The following is a 17861-nucleotide window of genomic DNA, read 5'->3' as shown; positions in this document are numbered from 1 at the left end:
CGCTCTGTGCACGCGGCTCCAGAGCCCCGCCCCGGCCAGGGAACATGGCGCGCAAACCCGGCGCGCATGCCTTGCGACGCCTCGACGTCGTGGCCTGGTGTCGAGCCGAACAGCGATTACGCGACCCGGCATGAATGCTGGGGCCATCCTCTCTCCCGGAACGTGGCCCCAGCGGGCTTAGAAGTCGTCCTCTTCGATTACAACACGTGCGCCGATCTCTTGACCCTTCGAGACGATACGACCCTCATCGCCTTCAGCGGTCGTCAGCGTCACCCTCAAATCAATGAGCTGGTGGTCCCGCTCATTGAAGAATGCCGGGTCCAAGGCCTTGGCCAGTTCCCTCAGTAGTTGCCAGATCTCTTCACGCTTCTCATGGGAGGTGATGCTCCTATTGGCCAATTCAAGCAGATAACGCTTGTACACCTTCGGGCCTTGAGGAGCATTCATATCAGCCGGGTCGGTTTGCTGACTCTCCGAACCGCCCTCATCTGATCCCTGACCTGAGGAACTATCCGAGTGAGTTTCGCTCCCCCCTTCCGCGAAGGAATCCTCCCCCATGCTCGGAGGCTGTGGAGCGGTCTTCGTACGAGGCTGGAGGGTCACGGCGATCGAGTTGATCTGAATCTGGCCCTGCGATTGAACTGAAAGGGCAGCCCCGTTGCTGTCGATGAGTTCCCAGTCATGTTCGATGAGTTCAAAGATTACGCGGCGAATCTCATCAATTGAGGTGACGAGCGGGAAGGCCGGGTTCTTGTAGAATGCTTGTACCACTTCCCGGGGCGTGAGAGCTCGATCAAAGGTTTGCAGCAGGGCCGCGAGGTACTCATGCGCCAGTCCTCCGCGGCGGGTCGCTCGGCCGTTTTCGACGAGCTGGTCCCACACCGCCTGACCGTGAAGGGCGGACTTGCCGTCGTCTTCGAACCGCTTGAACTCAACCACGAGTTCTTCCCCTACACGTAGGAGATACGCGTAGTGCCGGTAAGCTTTGAGGACAGCGTCCTTGAGCTTCGTCTCGGCCGCACTGAGTTTGCTGCGCGTTTGGACGAGATCATCCTCCGCGTCATCGCTGACCTGCTGGAGAACGTGACGCCAGGCCAGAACCTCCCAAGCGCGCTTCCGCGCGTGATCGCGCTGCTGCGTGTTAACACAGGCAACGATGCAGCTAGCCGCATTATCGACAGTGAGCGCCTGGTCCCCGAGACCAAAGAGAGCTGAAATCTCAGTCCGGCTGCTGTTGTCCTTGCCGTTCAGCAGTGTCCAGCGGCGCGGGTCAAGGACAACGAGTCGCGTGGCGTTCGAATCGACATCAGCGAAGATCTCGCTCAGATCAACGTCTTCACCACGCGGCCGGTTGATGGTGATGATTTGCTCGAACGGCCCTTTGGAGTTCTGGGCGATCTGCTGCGCGACGTTCCAAACCAGGGCTTCTTGCTCCGCACGCTGCACAAGAGCTTTGGCAGCCGTGAAGTACATGCGAAGGTTCTGCTTGATCGATAGTGAGTAGCGTGCCGGGGCATTTGTCGGCGTGTCCGTTGAGAGCGCGCCGAGCCCCTCTTCTGCGGTCAGCGCGTTAAAGACCTCCTCTGCAGCGTTGAACTCAGAGGTCCCGAAGAACGACGGTTCAAAGATGCTGGCAAGCAGTTCGGCCTTAGTAGCCCCTCGACGCCCTTGGGCCCGGCCCACAAGCGAGTAGCACATCAATGCCGTGGCCATTCGCACCGCTGGTGCAGGCTGCCGTGACTCCACCCCGTGGTTGCGTAGCTCTTTGTCGATCGCAACCGCTCGGCCGTGGCTCTTGTCGGAGCTGGTGATGTCCGTGCCGGCCACAGCTCGCCAGCCTTGAACTGCACGGTCATTGCCCATGAGCAGCCCAGAGGAGAGCAGCTGCTCAAGTGCGACCGTAAGCGGAATATCGCCTACACCGACCAGCGTCGGAGCCCAACGCCCGGCTTTGCGTTCGTCCACCCAGTGCATCGCGGTACGAGCGAAGATGGCGACTGTGGAACGGACTTCCTGGAAGCCCTGGACGAGGGACCACTCCTCCTGCACGAGCCGCATGAGCTCTGGATGGAATGGATAGCTCTTCCCTACCCTCTCTGGGAACCCTGCTACACCTCGATTGGCTCCGAGCTTGTCGAATACCTTGGTCGTGTACGGACCTGTGGCAGCCTTTATGTAGGATCGCCCCAGGGTGGGGGCCGGCAGAGCGTTCGTTACCGCCTGGAAGAGTCGCCGCCTGATGATCGATGAAAAGTCCTGCGGCTCGTTGACGGGAATCGTGAGGCCGTTACGCACTACGCGGTCAGCAACGAACTGTCGGAAGTCTTGCGCGGCAATGTTGTACCCCCGCTCGTCCCGCTCCGAGCGGATCATGACCAAGACAAACGACACCCGGGGGATGTCGTCACACGCATCCATGAGCGCGCTGAGAAATGCCTGCTCATCCGGCATCGTCTCGACGTAGGCCGGAGCCGAGAGTGGGAGCACATAGTCCATCAACTCGTCCAGGAGCACGAGCACCGGACGGTCCGCATCCGATAGCGCCGTGCGAATGGTGTCCTTGTTCGGCCCCATCCCGACATAGTGCTTATACCGGTCCATGTTGCCATCGACAAGCGACCAGATGAAACGCTCAAAGAGGTTGATCGCTGGACCGAACACCTCCGTGGGGCGCCCTGGAGAGAAATTATCTGCCGTGAGTGTCACCACCTTCGGCGACTTGAGATCGAGACCGACTCCGCCCTGCTCCGCCTCCTCCCGGACTGCCTGTCCCAGTTCGGTAGCAAAGAACTCCGCAGGCGTATTGGCCATGTGATAGAGGCCAACCAAGGCGTGGGACTTACCCCCACCCATACCCTGGTCAAGGTGGAAGAGGGCGGTCCCCATGTCATCGGTCCCAAGCCGCCGCGCCACGCGGGCGAAGAAACCAACCAGATTCGGCGTAGGCTCAGTGATTTCGCCGTAGTAGTTGACCTTGCGGTACGGCACGTCCTTCGTCTGGTAAACAGCCTTGTGCAACGACATCTGGAGTTCACCGACTGAGCCGTCAGATGCGCGAACCTCCGGCCGCAGGGCCAGCACATCTGCCCAGTGGGGTACGGTCTGCTGCGCGCTCATCAGGAGCTCTCCTCAAGCAAATTAGCGAAGGTCAATTGCGTCGAGCTGGGCATAGCTGTATCGGCTGCACGCTGAGCCAGGTTGCTGATAGCGTGCACGTTCCTCTGAATGGCGGTGAGGGCCTTTGCTGCCTTGTCGCTGGGAGGCAGCTGAGTCACCATCTCTCCGACCACGGCCCATAGGTGTGGGTCATTGGGAGCGAACTCTGCAGTGGCGATCACCGAGGCAACGGCTTCTGTGCCGCCTTCATCCCAGGCGCCGGCCATCGCACGCGCGACCTCAATCGTTGACGAATCCGTCGATACGCTTTCCGGAGGGTCGAGGCGGAGCTTGAACCCGCGGTTGCTTTCCTTCAGGAGACGCGCGCGGACGTCATCGAAGCTGAGGCTGTCAGCCTGAGCGAGGAACCTCGACTCCCCCTTGGAAATGGTCGTCAGGCCATTGAGGCGCAGCCAGAAGACCGCGAACCTGGTGCGCTTGTCGAAGGTCTCAAGTGGAAGCTCGTCTAGCTTGAGCGCCATGGCATCACGCACTGCGACGCGGGACAGAGTCAGGTAGCGGTCGAGCTCTGCCTCGGTCCCGTCTGGCTTAAGGATCTTGCTGTATCGGCCGTAGACCTCCATGCCTCGACCGATCGACGCCATCAGCTGGTCCGTGAAGGCAAGGCCGTCCCGCTCCCAATCGTGTACAGCGGACTTCACTGCCTCCGTGACCTCACGATCCACCTGCGCTGCTGTCGCGACGTTGCGCTTCGCGGGGGCCACGCGGCAGCCGATGGTGACCGTGACCTTGATGCTCGCAACACCAGTGTGCGAGTTCTCTGTCCGCGACGGCCATGAACTAGTGATCACGAAGCCCGCATCGTGTAGTGCGGCGAGAAGCCGCTTCCATGCTTCGGGGTCAGAATGCCCGAAGACAACCACGAGGTGGCCGTCACCGCGAAGTACACGCTTTGCCTCCTTGAAGGCTTTGGAGAGAGAGTTTTCGTAGAATTCTCTATCGTGCTTGACGCCACCGTTGTACACGCGGCGCACGATGATCTCATCGTCCTTGTTCTGCAGGTTTGGCCCGACGACTGTTCCGACGTCTTCCCCGAAAAGATCAGGCTGAATCTCCGCCAGGATGCGCCGGATCCACACATAGTAGTAGTCCGACGCGTCGGCATACTCAATCATGTCGTAATAAGGTGGATCGCAAATTACGGCATCAACCGTGCCATCGCGATACGGGATGGCCATTGCATTAGCCCGGCGTAGCTTTGCCGGTTTCCCCGTCAGACCTCGCAGGTGGGTGGCCAGAGGCTTCAGGCCAGTTTCTGCGACACTGCTCCAGGTGCCGGGTCCATCGCCAATCCCGGCCTCGAAATAGTCGAACTGGAATGATAGGCTCGCCTCATTTACGAAAACGTCACCGACCTGTACACGGTTCTGGCCAGTGCCGCCGGAATTTCCGTGAGCACGGAGTCGTGCACCCCTTGTGGCGTAGCGAGTCATGCGCGCGAGAGTCGAAGACGCGTAGCTAATGAGCGCCCGGCTATACTCGGCACTTACGCCAGCCTCAACCATTTCTGCATAGCACTCACGAATTGTCTGAGCAATGGTCCCGAAGTGCAGTGTTTGGCGCGCCACCATGAGCTGGCCATAATTCAGGTAGCCGTACCCACTGGCCTGGACGGTGTGCACATTGTTCGGGGGAATATCCTCATCGGGCACCGGACTCAGTGAGCCGATCTTCGCGAGGTCCCCCCAGTTCACGTCAAGTGCTGCGCTACGCTCATCATCTCGCAGCACTCGGAAGATCTTCTTCGTGTCGTTTTCTTTGTCCGGATTCTCATTGAAATCGGCTACTGCAAGAGGCTCGTCCCGGTACTGTCCGGCGAGTCCCTTTGCCTTGACAGTCTCAAGGCTATGGATGTGCCCGCAGAACAAGCACCGCGCACTCTTACCCTTCTTGCCCGCGGACGTGTACGTGGGCTGGCCAGTGGGAATACCCTCCACCACTTCAGCACACCACTCGTCGCCCGTAACAGTGAGCTGGAGTGACTGACCTGCATCGAACGTCTTCTGGTACGGATGCCGTAGAACAAGCGAGCCGATAAGCGGGAACCTCCGGCGACAGTGGTCGCACGGCATGGACACCGCCCACACGTACCCCCACGGCAATCTTCCGGCAGCATCCCGCGGGTAATGCTTTTCGAGGACCTGGCGGACTCGTTTGCCGATCTCCTCATGAAGGATCCGCGCATCGTCTGCCAGACGGTGTGTTCCCTTTGCCCGGCCATCCGCATCTGCTGAGTCAGCGAACGGCAGCGGCGGTTCACTGTTCCAATCATGCAGCGGCCAATCTGCCAGGAGACGCCCCGCAAGAGTGGCGACCGGGCTGAGGTCTGTGCCCACCGACGTCACCCCGAGGCGCGCGGCTTCCAAAGGGATGATGCCGCGGCCCGAGAACAGGTCAAGGACGACGGGGGCACGGCCGCCATAGTTCTCCCGAACTACCCGCGAGAGGAGCTCCAGTGCGCCTGCGCTGCCACTCCGTACAGCTGCCTCCACGTGCGGGCGCATCGTGTCGTCAGCGGGGAGCAGCGTTGTCAGGACCGCGGCGCGAGCCTGTGCGATCGGCCGCGAGGCGAACCAAGGGAAGATCGCCTTCTCGTTTCGCCCCGAGCCCGCTGGCGTGCTGCACGCTTCGTCAACGACTGAGCACGGAAACCAACTGTCGATAAGCCGTGTTCGGACATCCTCGGCGCCCGTCTTCTGGACATTCCCCGCGTCAGCGGTGTTCACGGCTCATCTCCATCATCTTCATAAGGTCTGTGACCCTGATCTGTACACGTTCGATGCGCCGGACATTGGTCCCCAACTTTCCGGCAGGGTCCTGGGCCCGAATCGTCACCACAGGGCTGGTGGCGCAGCTCGTCACCACATACAGCCAGTAGTCCTGCCCACGTTGTTGGGCCTGTGCCCACTCGTGCTGCTCCAGCCAAACGGGCCGTAGATCGTCGACGAGCCCCTTGACTTCGACCAGCCGTTGCTCGCCGTGGTCGCGGTGTCGGGCAAGGAGGTCATAGCCAACCCCTGCAGTTTGCCTGTCGTCAACGACGTAGCCGAGCCGTTCCAGCTCGGCGAGAACCGTGGCCACGGCGACCTTCTCGCTGTTCGGGTCGTAGCCGAGCTCTGCCTGCTTCGCTCCGCCGGCTACGTTCAGCCAGCCGATCATGCGCTGCGCAGTGGGGTTGACCTTCTCGATCTGGGCAAGCTGCGTCAGGCGATCCTGTTTGTGCTGTGCGAACTGGGCCATGCGCTCCCGCCGTACGGCAGCACTCAGTTCTTCGAGTTCCTCCAGGTACCTGTACTCGACCTGGTCAAGCTGTTCGCGCGCCTTGGCAACCCACGAGCGACGTTGATCTCGGAAGCGGGTGGTTTCTGCTTCCAGAAGTAGCTGCGCTTCGCGTGCTCCCTCGGTCCGCATGGCTGGGCTCAGCCCGCTATGCGGAAGCGGGACGCCATCAGCTGGTGCCTGGAGGTTCATGAGTGATTCCCAGCCCGCTACGAAGGCACCCGCGCCGGAGTACCGCACGAGCATCGGGGCCTTTTCCCTGACACGGCGGACTCCGTCGTGGACTTCGACCTCTGCGTCGTACAGCAGCAGGGTGTAGCCCGTCAGCGAGGCCGTGTCTACGACGTGTGCGCCGCGCACGAGATCGGTTTCGCCAGTGTGCAGAGCAAGCTCGACGAGTTCCCCAAAGGATTCCTCGGTTGGGCCGAGTACCACGACATCATCCAGATCTGTGGCGCCGTCGTTGATCGCTTGACGTACGGAGGCTCCGTCTGCCGCGACGAGTCGTTCGCGCCCACCTCCCAAGGCCTCGGGGAGTGGCCTAGGCGCTGACAGATGCCGCAGCCCTTGGGCTGGTCCTGGTGAGAGGAGCCAGCCTTGGGCCCTGGCCAGTTGGTCCAGGAATGCATCGACGATGACCGGGTTGATTGCTTCAAGGCGGTCGGCGCGGAATCGGTCCATGGCGGCATCGACGTTGGCGGGGCTGACGAGCCGGTCCTCGTCGCGCACGAGTTCCCTGGCGCTGGCGACCAGTGTCCGGGCCTCGGGGATGCGCAGGTCTTGATCCGGGTGCTGTTGAGCCGCGGCCAGTGCCTGTGCGAAGTCGAACCCGGATCGGGCAGTCGCAGCGTCGAGGAGATCGAAAATGCGGCCTCCGAGGGCCTCGCTGGCTGCCTCGATGTTGGCGAGCATCACTTCCTGGACTCGGCCTTCCCGTGTTTCGGGCGCCACCAGGTGATAGATGTGCACGGGGTTGGTTTGGCCGATCCGGTGCAGGCGTCCCATGCGCTGCTCCAGTCTGACCAGGGACCAGGGAATGTCCCAGTTGATCATGACGTGGGCGGACTGAAGGTCGATGCCCTCGCCGCCAGCGTCGGTGGAGACGAGGATCTGAAATGCCCCGCTGAGGAACTGCTGCTGCAGTTTGTCTCGCTCGTGGTGCCCGACGGTGCCGTCAAGAATGTTCACTGAGAAGCCGAGAGTGGCAAACTGCGTGACCAGCCAGCGTGCTGTGTCGGAAAACTCCGTGAAAACAAGAAGCTGGCCGCTTCCCGGCGTAATCGAGTGCTTCTCAAGGACTTCCTGCGCACGGGCCCACTTGGAAGAGGTGCCCGCATTCTCCGCCTGGGAGATCGCTGCGAGTACCGTCTCGATACGGGCAAGCTCTTTCGCCTTGTCCTGAGTTTGCGCTGAGACAATCAGGTCCTCGGCTCGCCCCCAGGCTTCTTCGTCGTCAACTGAGAGCGTCAGCCCACCGTCGGTATCAGTGGTGAATTCTTCGGGGATTGCGCCTGTAGAACGACCACTGGACGGTCCTTTAAGGGCGATTTGACGGCGTTGCACGGTGGCCCGTGCTGCAGTCAGTGACGATGCTGCCCTCTTGCCGTAGATCGAGCGAGCGAGTACCGCAGAGTCGGAATAGAAGTCGTCCACATAATCCATCACCGCCGAGTAAGCGGCGTACTCACGGGCTTCAAGATCTACGGAGATCGTGTCTGCGTATCGAGGGGGGAAGAGGTCGTTGCCTTCCAGATCTTTGAGCTCCTCTTTCATGCGGCGCAGAAACGAGAGGGTGCTGGGGCGTAGGGCCCCTTCGTAGTCGTTGGTACGCGGCTCCCACGGGTACATCGTGGGATCGAGGAGGTTCATCAGGCCACGGAAGAAGTGTTCCTTGCCGCGGTGAGGGGTTGCGGTCAGGAGCAGCAGATGGTGGGTCCGCTCGGCCAGCTCTTGTGCTGCGCCCAGGTATCGGGATGTAGGTGTGAGCCGGTGGGCTTCATCGAATACGGCCAGGGACCAGGATGCGCGCGATCCGGACACCTTGCGAGAGACATCCGGATTGTAGGTGTACAGGTCAACACTGACGACCCAGACGGTTACACGTGGGTCAAGGTCCTTGGGGTCGCGTGCAATCTCCGGTGTGAGGCGACCTGCTTCGATGGCGAAGTACCGGCGGAGGTCGCGCTGCCACTTCGTCACCAGGTGGGCCGGGACCACGATCACCGTGCGGCCGGGAATCAGGCCTCGGCGAGTCCCTTCCGCGATGTACATGCCGGTCATGATCGTCTTACCGGTGCCGGGTTCGTCGGCCAGCAAGAACCGCAACCGCGGCTGCGCCAGCATGTGCGTGAAGACGGCCTCGTCCTGGTGTGCGTATGGCTTCAGAGGTCGTGTCGCAAGGACAGCGGAGCGGATACGCGGGACCGCGTACTGCATCCAGCGCCCCCAGAGGCCTGCGAGAGCACGGTCGGCGTTGCCGCCTGCGTCATTGGCGGGGACCGTAGCTTCGCGTAGTTCGTCGTGAGTCAGGGCAGCGTCTGCGAGTGCCCCGTTTCCGTGGCGGATCACAAGATCGCAGCCGGTAGGCGTGGGGGTAGCCATGACCACGGTGACCAGGTGACCGTCGACGGTGATCTGGCTGCCGGCTTTGGGTAGCGTGCTGGGGTCGTCGGTCACCCAGTACCCCCCTGTGGATCGTTTCCCATGGTCTTGCAGGGTGAAGCCTACTTCTGCTCGTAGGCGCAGATCACACGTTCCGGCCTCTTAAAAGTCCTAACAGAGTGCGAGTTTCTTCAGCCTCGCCAGCAGATGATGCTGCAGGCGAGGCTGAGGGAGGCTTCGTGGATGTCGCCGCGGATCTCCCAGCGGATGCCTAACCGGCGGAACCAGTGCAGGAGCGCGAAGCTCTGTTCGGCGACCCACCGGTGGACGCCCAGCCCTGAGCCGTGTTCAGTGCCGCGACGGGTGATGATGGTGCTCTACTGCAGTTCGCGAACCAGCGAGGTAGCGAGTTCAGCCATGGTGTCGGTGAGCGGCGCCTTCTTTCCTGTCCGGCGGAACGCCCGCTCGACGTTGGCGCACAGCAGCAGGCGGGACAGCTTGCCGCTGCGAGTCGACAAAATGTCGGAGAACATGGCCTGTACTCGTTCTGCAAGCGTCGGCACGGCTAGGGAAGCGGACCACAAACAGGCCGCGTCCCATCCCGCCGGGCCCATGCCCCAGCTCTCCCAGTCGATGATCGACAGGTCAGGACCGCAGAGGTTGGCGTAACCGAGATCGCCGTGGGCGCAGGCCCAGTTGGTGATCGTGGTGTCGATTTCGTTCCCGTAGACCTCGTGGATTCGCCGGGTCAAGTGGGTTTGGCCCATGGACACACGATCTGTGGAGTGCGCCGCGAGGTTGGTGAGTGCGGTCTGCAGGTCGGCCCACCACTGCTCGGGCAGTCCAGGATCTGTGGTGATGTCTCCTGTGGCGGAGAGGGCCCCGTCTTCCACGAGCGTCATCTCGTCCGCACGCCACACCACGCCGCGAGCATGGTCTGTCCAGACGGCTGCTGCCGACCATTCGGGGCGAGGCACGCCTTCGATAGCAGCTGCAGCCTCGTAGCCGGTCCAGGCCTGGGAGTCAATCACCGCAGTACGCCGCCAGGCGATCCGGACCCATGTGGCTTCATCGGTTCGGAATCCGGCGGTGCCGTTGTATTTGCTGAAGTGGCCGTCCTCGCGCTTGAGCTGACGTCCGAGCCGCCGCTCGGCGTCGTCGAGGACGTCGTCGAGCGCAACGGTCGAGAGGTCATCCAAGGTGGCTTGCACTATTGGTCCTTCCTGGACGGAGATCCTGCGCTCAAGGTAGCCCTTTCGCGCAGAAGGGCCCGGTACTCCGTCACCCTTTCGGTGTTGACCTCAAGTCGCGAGCCACCGACCGCTTCGGCGAGGTGCTCCACGTGGGAGGTGCCGACCGCAAGACGGGCCACTTCGGGTATCGCGAACGCTGTGGCGATGCCTGCCTGCAGCGCAGTGCCCTGCTGGCCCGAGACGAGAAACGTGGACATGTCCACGGTCCGCCATATCGAGTCGTCCGCATTACCCGCGAAAGGAGCCATCCCCCACAGTTCGGTGATCTTTGCGCGATCGACGAGTTCGTCCACTGCGTTGAGGATCGCGACGGAGACCGTGAGGCCGGCGCGGACCATCGCCACGTCCGGGCGTGGGATCTCCCAGTCAGCTTCGAGAAGACGCCGCGGGTCCCAGGTGGAGAATCCCCAGTGCTTGAAGAGTCCCGCTTCGCGCATCTCCAGCAGCGCGGCGGAAGCGTCGGTGAAGCCCTCGACCGAGGACTCAGGATTGTGCAGGAGCACTGTGTCCGGACTGCGGCCGAGCTCCTCTACCGACTGCTCAACCGCAGCACGAATCCGTGCTGGGTCGAGGTCGTGGCCGTCGGGGAAGTAGCCGACCTTCGTGGAGATGGTGAAGGCGGGGAGCAGGTCACCGGCGATCGCCGCGAGGGTCCGGTGGGAGTCGAACCGGTGGTAGTTGAACGCAGTGTCGAGATCCGTGACCCCCTGCTCCAGGGCTCCTTCTAGAAGGCGTCGGGTGTGACCAGTCCGGTATAGGCCGAGAGCGATTCGGCGGTCAGCGGTGCGCACAGCCCCTCCTGGATCAGGTGCTCGGCGAGCGTGGTGAGGTCTTGGTCGTCGTCGGTAAGGCGCACCGGGTGCCCGGACAGCAGGCTGCGGAGGCCCGACTCGGCGCGGCCGTGGAAGGTGAGGCGCTTGCCGCCGCCAACCACTCGGACGGTGTCGCCAGAGGGCGTGATGACCGGTTCGAACTCGGTGACGGCAGCGACGTATTCGAGGGGACCGAACGCCGGGATGTGGGGCATGTGCCGAGCGGGCGGGGTGTTGGCGCGCAGGTCGGCGAGGTATCGCTTGGGGCTGTACTCCCGGGCGAGATCGGTTAGCTTCGCGGCGAGCACGTTGCCGTCGCCGGTGCCGTCGCTGCGCTCCAGATCCGTACGGAAGTCCTCGTCCGCGCGCGCGGCGTCGGACAGGAAGTTGGCCCAGGTCACCCCGGTGCGCTTGGTGAGGCCGAAGGTCACGTGGAGAGAGTGGCCGTCGTCGCCGGAGCCGAGCCTCGTTGCGGTGTGCCAGAAGCCGCGGGGTATGTGCATGACGTCGCCGGCCCGCATCGTGCCCTTCCAGAGCACTTCCTCCGAGGGAGTGAGGTTGCGTTCGGCGTCCCGGTACATGGGCGCGAGCCGAGAGGGGCCTCGGACCTCCCAGGACTTCTCACCGGAGAGCTGAACGGCGATCACGTCATGATCGTCCCAGTGCAGGTTGAAGCCATCTGTGTCGCCGACGGCCAGGTAGGCGTTGGCGGAGGTGAGCTCGCCGGACCACCACCCCAGGGCGCGGCAGGCGACTTCCAGTGTCGGGTCGAAGAAGTCGACGTGGTCCAGTACCACGGTCCCGCCACCGTTGAGGATCCGACCGAGGGCCGCCATGTCGGCCTGGCTGACAGCCTGCCTGCGCCGGTTGACGTTGGTGGACAGGAAGAGTGACGGGTGTACCTCGTCTCCCTCGGCGTAGCAGCGCAGCTGAGGGTTGGCGAGGTGGCGGTGCCGGATGGCCTCCAGCAACCGGTTCGGGGTCATCAGCCGTGTGGCCAGGCCCGGGTCGGCGAGGTGCCCGCGAGCGAACGCGGTGCCTACGGGCCCCGGCCCGCCCCAGCCGAGCGCCTTCTCGATACCTGTGACGAGCCGGTGCTCCATGCTTCCTCCTACTCCTTGGGCAGGTTCTGGTCGCGGTTGTCGCCGTCATCACCCGCGCTGTTCTGCGAGCTGGTGATGTCGGACCGCTCCGCCTCACTGCGGTCGTGGGCTATGGCGAGCTGCTCGACAGCGACGAGCAAGCCGACGCTGGTGCCGCCGCCCTCCCTGGGCTTCGTGCCTTGCGTGGTCTTAGCCACTCGGTCTCCTTTCATCCGGGCCGCTCGGCCAGCGAGCGACTTGGGGGATCTGCGGCTGCAAGGGACGCAGCTGCTAAGTGGTGGTGCCATCTGGCGCGGTAGGCGCCAGAAACCGCCCCTGGCGTCCGAGGCGTTTCGGGTGATACAGGGACGGTGCTCATCGGCGGCGCGGTGCGTCGCGGCTGTGCGGCACTGATGTGCTTGCACGGTTGGAGCGATGCCTACGGGGCGTCACTGCTCGTCCGTGGTCATAACCCTGCTTCTGGCGGGGCCACTTCGCATATCACGTCGGTGATATCGCTCGTGTGATCCAGCAACCTCGACGCGCGTGCGGTTCGTCCCCGCTCCCACCGGGCTGTTCCATATCAGTGGTGCCCGGTCGGCTCTCTACAACTGGGGTGTCGCACGGCAGCCTGGTGGGAAGTTCGTCTTGCGGATCTGGAATCTCCAAGGCGGACTCCGCGTTCAAGGGTCTGTCGCGGATGCCGCTGTGACTGCACTCAGACAGTCGCTCCGAGCGACTCCTCCGATCACTATCCGTGACAGGGCGGTTTCGTGATGGCTACGAACACCGGGAAGGCGCGGACAATCTGTCCGTACGTACTTTGCCGCCAGCTCTTGACTATCAAGCAGGGACACCTCCAAGATGAGGCCGCTTTGTAGCCCTTTGGTCGAATTCAATTCGACTTGCCAAAGCCTGCGGCACGCCCCACGTGGGCCCGGGGCGGCTTCAGCTCCCCCTCGCAGGACTGCCAGCTCTGTTAACACTCGGCGACCAGGGTCGCGAGTCATGGCGCATTCCGTACTCTGATCGAAGTGCTCCATCGCGAAGGGACAGATCCACCAATGAGTGAAAACCTGACGCTGGGAGACCGTCTCCGTGTGGCACGCAAGACACGGAACCTGTCGACCGCTCAAATGGCGCAGAAGGTCGCTGTGTCCGCGAGCTATATACAGAAGCTGGAGTCCGGTGCGCGGAAGGCTTCACCGTCGCTGGTGCTGCTGCTCGCCAAGGCTCTGCACTTCGGCCCCGAGGTTCTGACCGGTCAGCCGTACTACGGCGAGCCGGAAGCGGAAGACCGCGTGCACGCGGTCATCCCGGAGCTGCGTCGTCTCCTGCTGTGCTACGACAGCCCCGATGACCTGGACATCGCCCCCCGCGCTCTTCCCGTGCTGGCCTCGGAAGTCGACCAGGTGGCTGCCCTGCGCCGCGATGCCCGCTACGCCCCGATGGGCCCCCTGCTGCCGTCGATCATCACCGAGCTGACACACGTTGCTCTCGGTGGCCGCAACGGGGACCAGGCCAAGGCGTTCTGGCATCTGGCCCGCGCCTACCGTGCGGTGAACTCGCTGGCCCATAAGATGGGCCACCACGACCTGTCGAACACGGCTCTGGAGCGTGTGCGGTGGGCGGCTGACCGTTCCGGTGACCCTCTGATGCAGTTCACGGCTGGCTACCTGGTCGCAGGCGCGATGCTCCGTCAGGGCGCCTACTCGTCCGCACGGCGCAAGCTTGTCGCACTGCGGGCCGAGCTGGGGCGACTCCAGCCGGAACACTCCTTCTCCGACGATGCGCTAGCCGTTGACGGTGCGCTGTTGCTGAAGCTGGCGGTGCTCGAGGCCCGCGAGAACAATGCGGATCGCGCTGACTCCTACCTGCGGGAGGCGGAGCAGGTGGCGCGCATGGCAGGTAACCGCGATTCGTTGGCGTACGAGATGTCGTTTGGTCCGACGAACATTCGCATCCACGAGGTGCACACCTTGATCGATATGGGTGACACCGAGCAGGCGCTCGCCCGTCTCGCCGAGTGGTCCCCCGTCTCGGGTGGTGAGTGGACGCCGCCGGCTACGACCGTGGGCGAGCGATCCAGTCACCACTTCATCGACGTCGCTTCCGCGAAGCTGGCCATGGGGGACCGGGGTGGCGCGTTCACCGATCTCAAGCAGGCACGGAAAGTTGCGCCGAACCACACGCGGTTCCATCCCTCCGTTCGAGAGACGACTGCAGCGTTGCTGAGGATGGATGCTCATCCATCCAACGAGCTCTCGACGTTCAGCAGTTGGACCGGCATTAGCACAACCTGAGTACCTGTCAAGGAGCTTGGGAGGTGAAACCTGCGGACAATCTGTCCGCGCACAGAACTTGCTGAGTGGAATGGTCTCTTCACACGCAGTAGTGAGGAGGCCTTTCCCATGTCCGACGCCAATCGAGCAGCTCGCCCTCTCCCGCCGCGGTGGATGCCCATCGGCGAAGACCCCGAGTTGTGCTCGGCGGGCGAATGGTGGGACGCCGTCCGTGCTGTAGAGGCTGTAGGACGACGCGCGATCGAAATCCTCAACGAGGGCGACGAACCAGTCGGCCCGGTGATCCTGGATCCCGGCGGTCCAGAGCCCCGCTTGTACTTCTTGGTCCCCGTGGGCACCGCGGCCCAATGGGAGGAGCCAGGAACGGTCGCGCTCGGGCAGACATGCCACGTCGTTGTGCCGTCCGCTGACAGCACGGCACCTCCTGGAATGCACTGGCACATTTTCCCCCGCGGACCGCGATCCCTGACCCGCCCTGATGCGCTGCGCCGCGCACTGAGCCAGGCGCGCAGGGAGCGGCGAGGGCCGGCTGAGGAAGCGGTGTCTTGATGCTGGCCTGCGCCTCAAGCTTATCTGGCGTGGATGCCGCCCAGCGGGCCGATCGGCGTGATGCGAAGGCGCGCGCTGATCGGTCGTGGGCCTTGGCGGCTCGATTGCAGACCGCGAGTGCGAGCCACGTCACCAGGCCACGCCACTTGTCGTCTGACCTGTGCTCGTGGGCTTTGACGCCGTGATCGCCAGGCCGGCGCACTCTCGCAACCAGCCCCGCGGGGACGTGCCCTCTCTGGTCGATGGCACACCGCCGACTGACGGTCGAGGACCCAACTTGATCGCCCTCGCCGCCGACAATCCGACCCATCGGACACCTACGCGTGAAGGCAGTGCAACAAGCGAACCCAGGCCTTGGGAGCATACCCACGTACCTAATCGCACCACAGAAACCGATCTAGAGCGCCACGACCGTCGGTGCCAACGATGTCGATGCGTTCTTAGCCGATATAACGCGGGGTCATATTGCAGCGGTTGCTCGCGCAGGGTGCGACATCGGCCTGCACCCGCACCGACTGTGTCCACTGAGGTATGGGCACGTGTTGATGTTCAGGAAGCCCTGTACACCCGCGACTTTGGCAGGTTGTGTCACCTGGTCCGCGTGACAAGCGGTCTACGCCAGAACGACATGGCCGAGCTCACAGGGCTAAGCCAGGCCTTCTTATCCATGTTGGAGTCAGGCGCTCGACGGCTGACCAACATCGACAAGATCGTAGAGCTGCTAGCTGGACTCGATACTCCGGAAGAACTCACGGGCCCCATGCTGCGAATGCCGAGGTTGACGGACGAGGCCAATCAGTGGCATGGCGTGCGCGGGCGTCACAACGCACCATAATCTCCATCTCTAATGATCTCTAGCGGCTGTCGTGCCTGGCAGCGATTCCGCCTCTCGCTACAGAGCTCGAGCCAGCAGGCAGTCGCCGCAGGTTTCCTCCGCTTCGCGGGGGCCACTGACTGCCATGTCCGCATCACTCCGGTGATATCACCCCCGATATGTGCGGTGAGCGAATCCGTCAAGCACTCTGGGCAGGCACTGAAGGCGCGCCGTACGGGGCCTGCCATTTGAAGGACAAATGGACGGCCTTCTACGCGACGACGAGCGAGAACTTGACGACGCGCATCACCGCAGTCAGGCCCGCACTCGCTCCGCATGTCGCACGCGACATGCGCCTCGCGACAGCTTCCAACGAAGTTGAAGCCGCGCTCAACCAAGGGACCACGTCTGGCGAGGGGCAGATGATGACCTTGATGCTCAACACCGGACGGTCAATGAGGCCGCCAGTGCTGCCGTGCGCCTTGGCGGCCGAACCGATCGCCGTCACCAGGGCACGCGGCCTCCTCGCTCGCGGCCATGCCGGCGGTCGGTTGAGTCCGGAAGTCGTCACGAGACTTCGGCCGAGTCCTGACCAAACTCGGCGCCAACGCCATTACGGCCTCGGGGACCGTGCAGCGGATCTCGCAGCCTGGTCATCTGGCGACGAGGGTGTCATTGCTGAAGTGAACTACCAGGTCGGCGATGAAGCTCTGATGAAGGGCGGCAACGAAACCTCCGAGGCCAGCTGGGGCCTGCTATTGGCCGTGGTATGCACCCAGACCCAGTGCTGGTCCCGGGTGGTAAAGCCTTGTGGGCGCTGACCAACACGCAGGCCGACAGCCACGCCGTTACGGAAGCCCACCCATCCGGGCGCTGCTGAGCCTGCTGCACTTCCCGTCACGCGTCGTCGTGTGGCACAGCTATGCCACTTCCATCCCAATTTCGGAGAAAGAGGCGCTATGAGAACCTCCTTATGGAGGCACAGGCCGGACGCGAACCGACCTCCCTTCCGCCGTGCCGTCGTCACCGGCGGCTGTGGGTTCGTCGGCTCGCATCTGTGCGATCTGCTGCTAGACAGCGGTGTCGAGGTGGTGTGCATCGACAACCTCCTTACGGGCACGGCGGACAACGTAGTGCACCGCCAGCCGGACGACCGATTCGAGCTGCTCATCCACGACGTCACGGATCCGATCTCGATACCCAGGGAAGTCGATCTCGTCCTCCACCTCGCCTCGCCGGCCTCTCCTCGGGACTATCTGCAACTCCCTGTCCAGACGCTTCAGGCCGGTTCTCTGGGGACTATCAACGCGCTGGAACTGGCCAGGAAGAAGAAGGCCCGCTTCGTGCTCGCCTCCACCTCCGAGGTGTATGGCGACCCGCTGCAGCACCCGCAGCGGGAGTCATACTGGGGCAACGTCAATCCGGTGGGGCCGCGCAGTGTGTACGACGAGGCGAAGCGGTTCGCGGAGGCGACCACCACGGCCTACCGCAGCAAGCACGGTGTCGACACAGCAATCGTCCGGATCTTCAATACGTTCGGACCGCGGATGCGCGCGGAGGACGGGCGTGCGGTACCGACCTTTATCCGCCAGGCGCTGGCGGATGAGCCGCTGACCGTCACCGGCGACGGTTCGCAGACGCGGTCACTGTGCTACGTCGACGACACCGTCCGAGGCATCCTTGCCGTCGCTGGGGGCAGCCACCCCGGCCCCGTCAACCTGGGCAATCCCGCCGAGACCACGGTCCTGGAACTCGCTCACCTCGTACGGGAACTGAGCCGGTCCGCCGCGCCGATCCAATTCGTCGAGCGCCCAGTCGACGACCCGAGACGCCGCAGGCCCGACATCGCACTCGCCTGGGAGCAGTTCGGCTGGAAGCCGGAGACCGATCCCCGCAAAGGACTGCGCACCACCATCGACTGGTTCGCCACGCAGCTCAACGGCACCGCAGCGAGGGAACGATGACTCGACACGCACCACGACAGCCGGAGA

General features: G+C 63.4%; 12 protein-coding genes. 5 read left to right on the top strand and 7 right to left on the bottom strand.

The annotated features are described in order from the left end of the window. Positions 1-177: 177 nt before the first annotated feature. The 7 genes from PV419_RS02055 to PV419_RS02020 all read right to left on the bottom strand — a co-directional run bounded on the left by PV419_RS02055 (position 178) and on the right by PV419_RS02020 (position 12422). Complete coding sequence (locus PV419_RS02055; protein WP_319685870.1) at positions 178-3117, bottom strand: DUF499 domain-containing protein; 2940 nt, start codon at positions 3115-3117, stop codon at positions 178-180. Beyond that, positions 3117-5903, bottom strand: coding sequence for a hypothetical protein (locus tag PV419_RS02050; protein WP_319685869.1), 2787 nt, complete (start codon positions 5901-5903; stop codon positions 3117-3119). Before PV419_RS02050 ends, PV419_RS02055 begins: the two co-directional genes overlap by 1 nt. Beyond that, positions 5890-9132 (bottom strand): helicase-related protein, encoded by a 3243-nt coding sequence (locus PV419_RS02045; protein WP_319685868.1) that lies wholly within the window; start codon positions 9130-9132, stop codon positions 5890-5892. The genes PV419_RS02050 and PV419_RS02045 overlap by 14 nt, the downstream gene beginning before the upstream one ends. Positions 9133-9434: 302 nt before the next feature. Next, a complete protein-coding gene (locus tag PV419_RS02035; RefSeq protein ID WP_319685867.1) occupies positions 9435-10268 on the bottom strand; it encodes an aminoglycoside phosphotransferase in 834 nt (277 codons plus the stop codon). Beyond that, the gene (locus PV419_RS02030) at positions 10268-11101 is read right to left on the bottom strand and encodes an aldo/keto reductase (RefSeq protein WP_319685866.1); all 834 of its coding nucleotides are present in this window, start codon (positions 11099-11101) and stop codon (positions 10268-10270) included. The genes PV419_RS02035 and PV419_RS02030 overlap by 1 nt, the downstream gene beginning before the upstream one ends. After that, positions 11035-12225, bottom strand: coding sequence for a JmjC domain-containing protein (locus PV419_RS02025; protein ID WP_319685865.1), 1191 nt, complete (start codon positions 12223-12225; stop codon positions 11035-11037). The genes PV419_RS02030 and PV419_RS02025 overlap by 67 nt, the downstream gene beginning before the upstream one ends. Before the next feature lie 8 nt (positions 12226-12233). Beyond that, on the bottom strand, positions 12234-12422 hold the full coding sequence (locus PV419_RS02020) for a hypothetical protein (protein WP_319685864.1): 189 nt from the start codon (positions 12420-12422) through the stop codon (positions 12234-12236). Positions 12423-12750: 328 nt separating this feature from the next. Between PV419_RS02020 and PV419_RS53075 the strand changes: the two genes are divergently transcribed. The 5 genes from PV419_RS53075 to PV419_RS01995 all read left to right on the top strand — a co-directional run bounded on the left by PV419_RS53075 (position 12751) and on the right by PV419_RS01995 (position 17834). Next, a complete protein-coding gene (locus PV419_RS53075) occupies positions 12751-12981 on the top strand; it encodes a glutamate--tRNA ligase family protein (RefSeq protein WP_322111715.1) in 231 nt (76 codons plus the stop codon). Positions 12982-13268: 287 nt separating this feature from the next. Continuing rightward, positions 13269-14507 carry a helix-turn-helix transcriptional regulator gene (locus tag PV419_RS02010; RefSeq protein ID WP_319685863.1) on the top strand — a complete coding sequence of 413 codons (1239 nt, stop codon included), beginning with the start codon at positions 13269-13271 and terminating at the stop codon, positions 14505-14507. 709 nt (positions 14508-15216) lie between these two features. Further along, entirely contained in the window at positions 15217-15891 is a 675-nt protein-coding gene (locus tag PV419_RS02005; RefSeq protein ID WP_319685862.1) for a helix-turn-helix transcriptional regulator, read from the top strand. A 227-nt stretch (positions 15892-16118) separates the two neighbouring features. Further along, positions 16119-16691: a hypothetical protein gene (locus tag PV419_RS02000; protein WP_319685861.1), complete on the top strand. Its 573-nt coding sequence runs from the start codon at positions 16119-16121 to the stop codon at positions 16689-16691. A gap of 138 nt (positions 16692-16829) precedes the next feature. Further along, positions 16830-17834, top strand: coding sequence for an NAD-dependent epimerase/dehydratase family protein (locus PV419_RS01995; RefSeq protein WP_319685860.1), 1005 nt, complete (start codon positions 16830-16832; stop codon positions 17832-17834). Positions 17835-17861: the final 27 nt, after the last annotated feature.

The sequence above is a fragment of the Streptomyces sp. ME19-01-6 genome, from assembly GCF_033793745.1.
Classification (GTDB): Bacteria; Actinomycetota; Actinomycetes; order Streptomycetales; family Streptomycetaceae; genus Streptomyces.
This window is presented reverse-complemented; position numbering and strand designations above follow the sequence as displayed.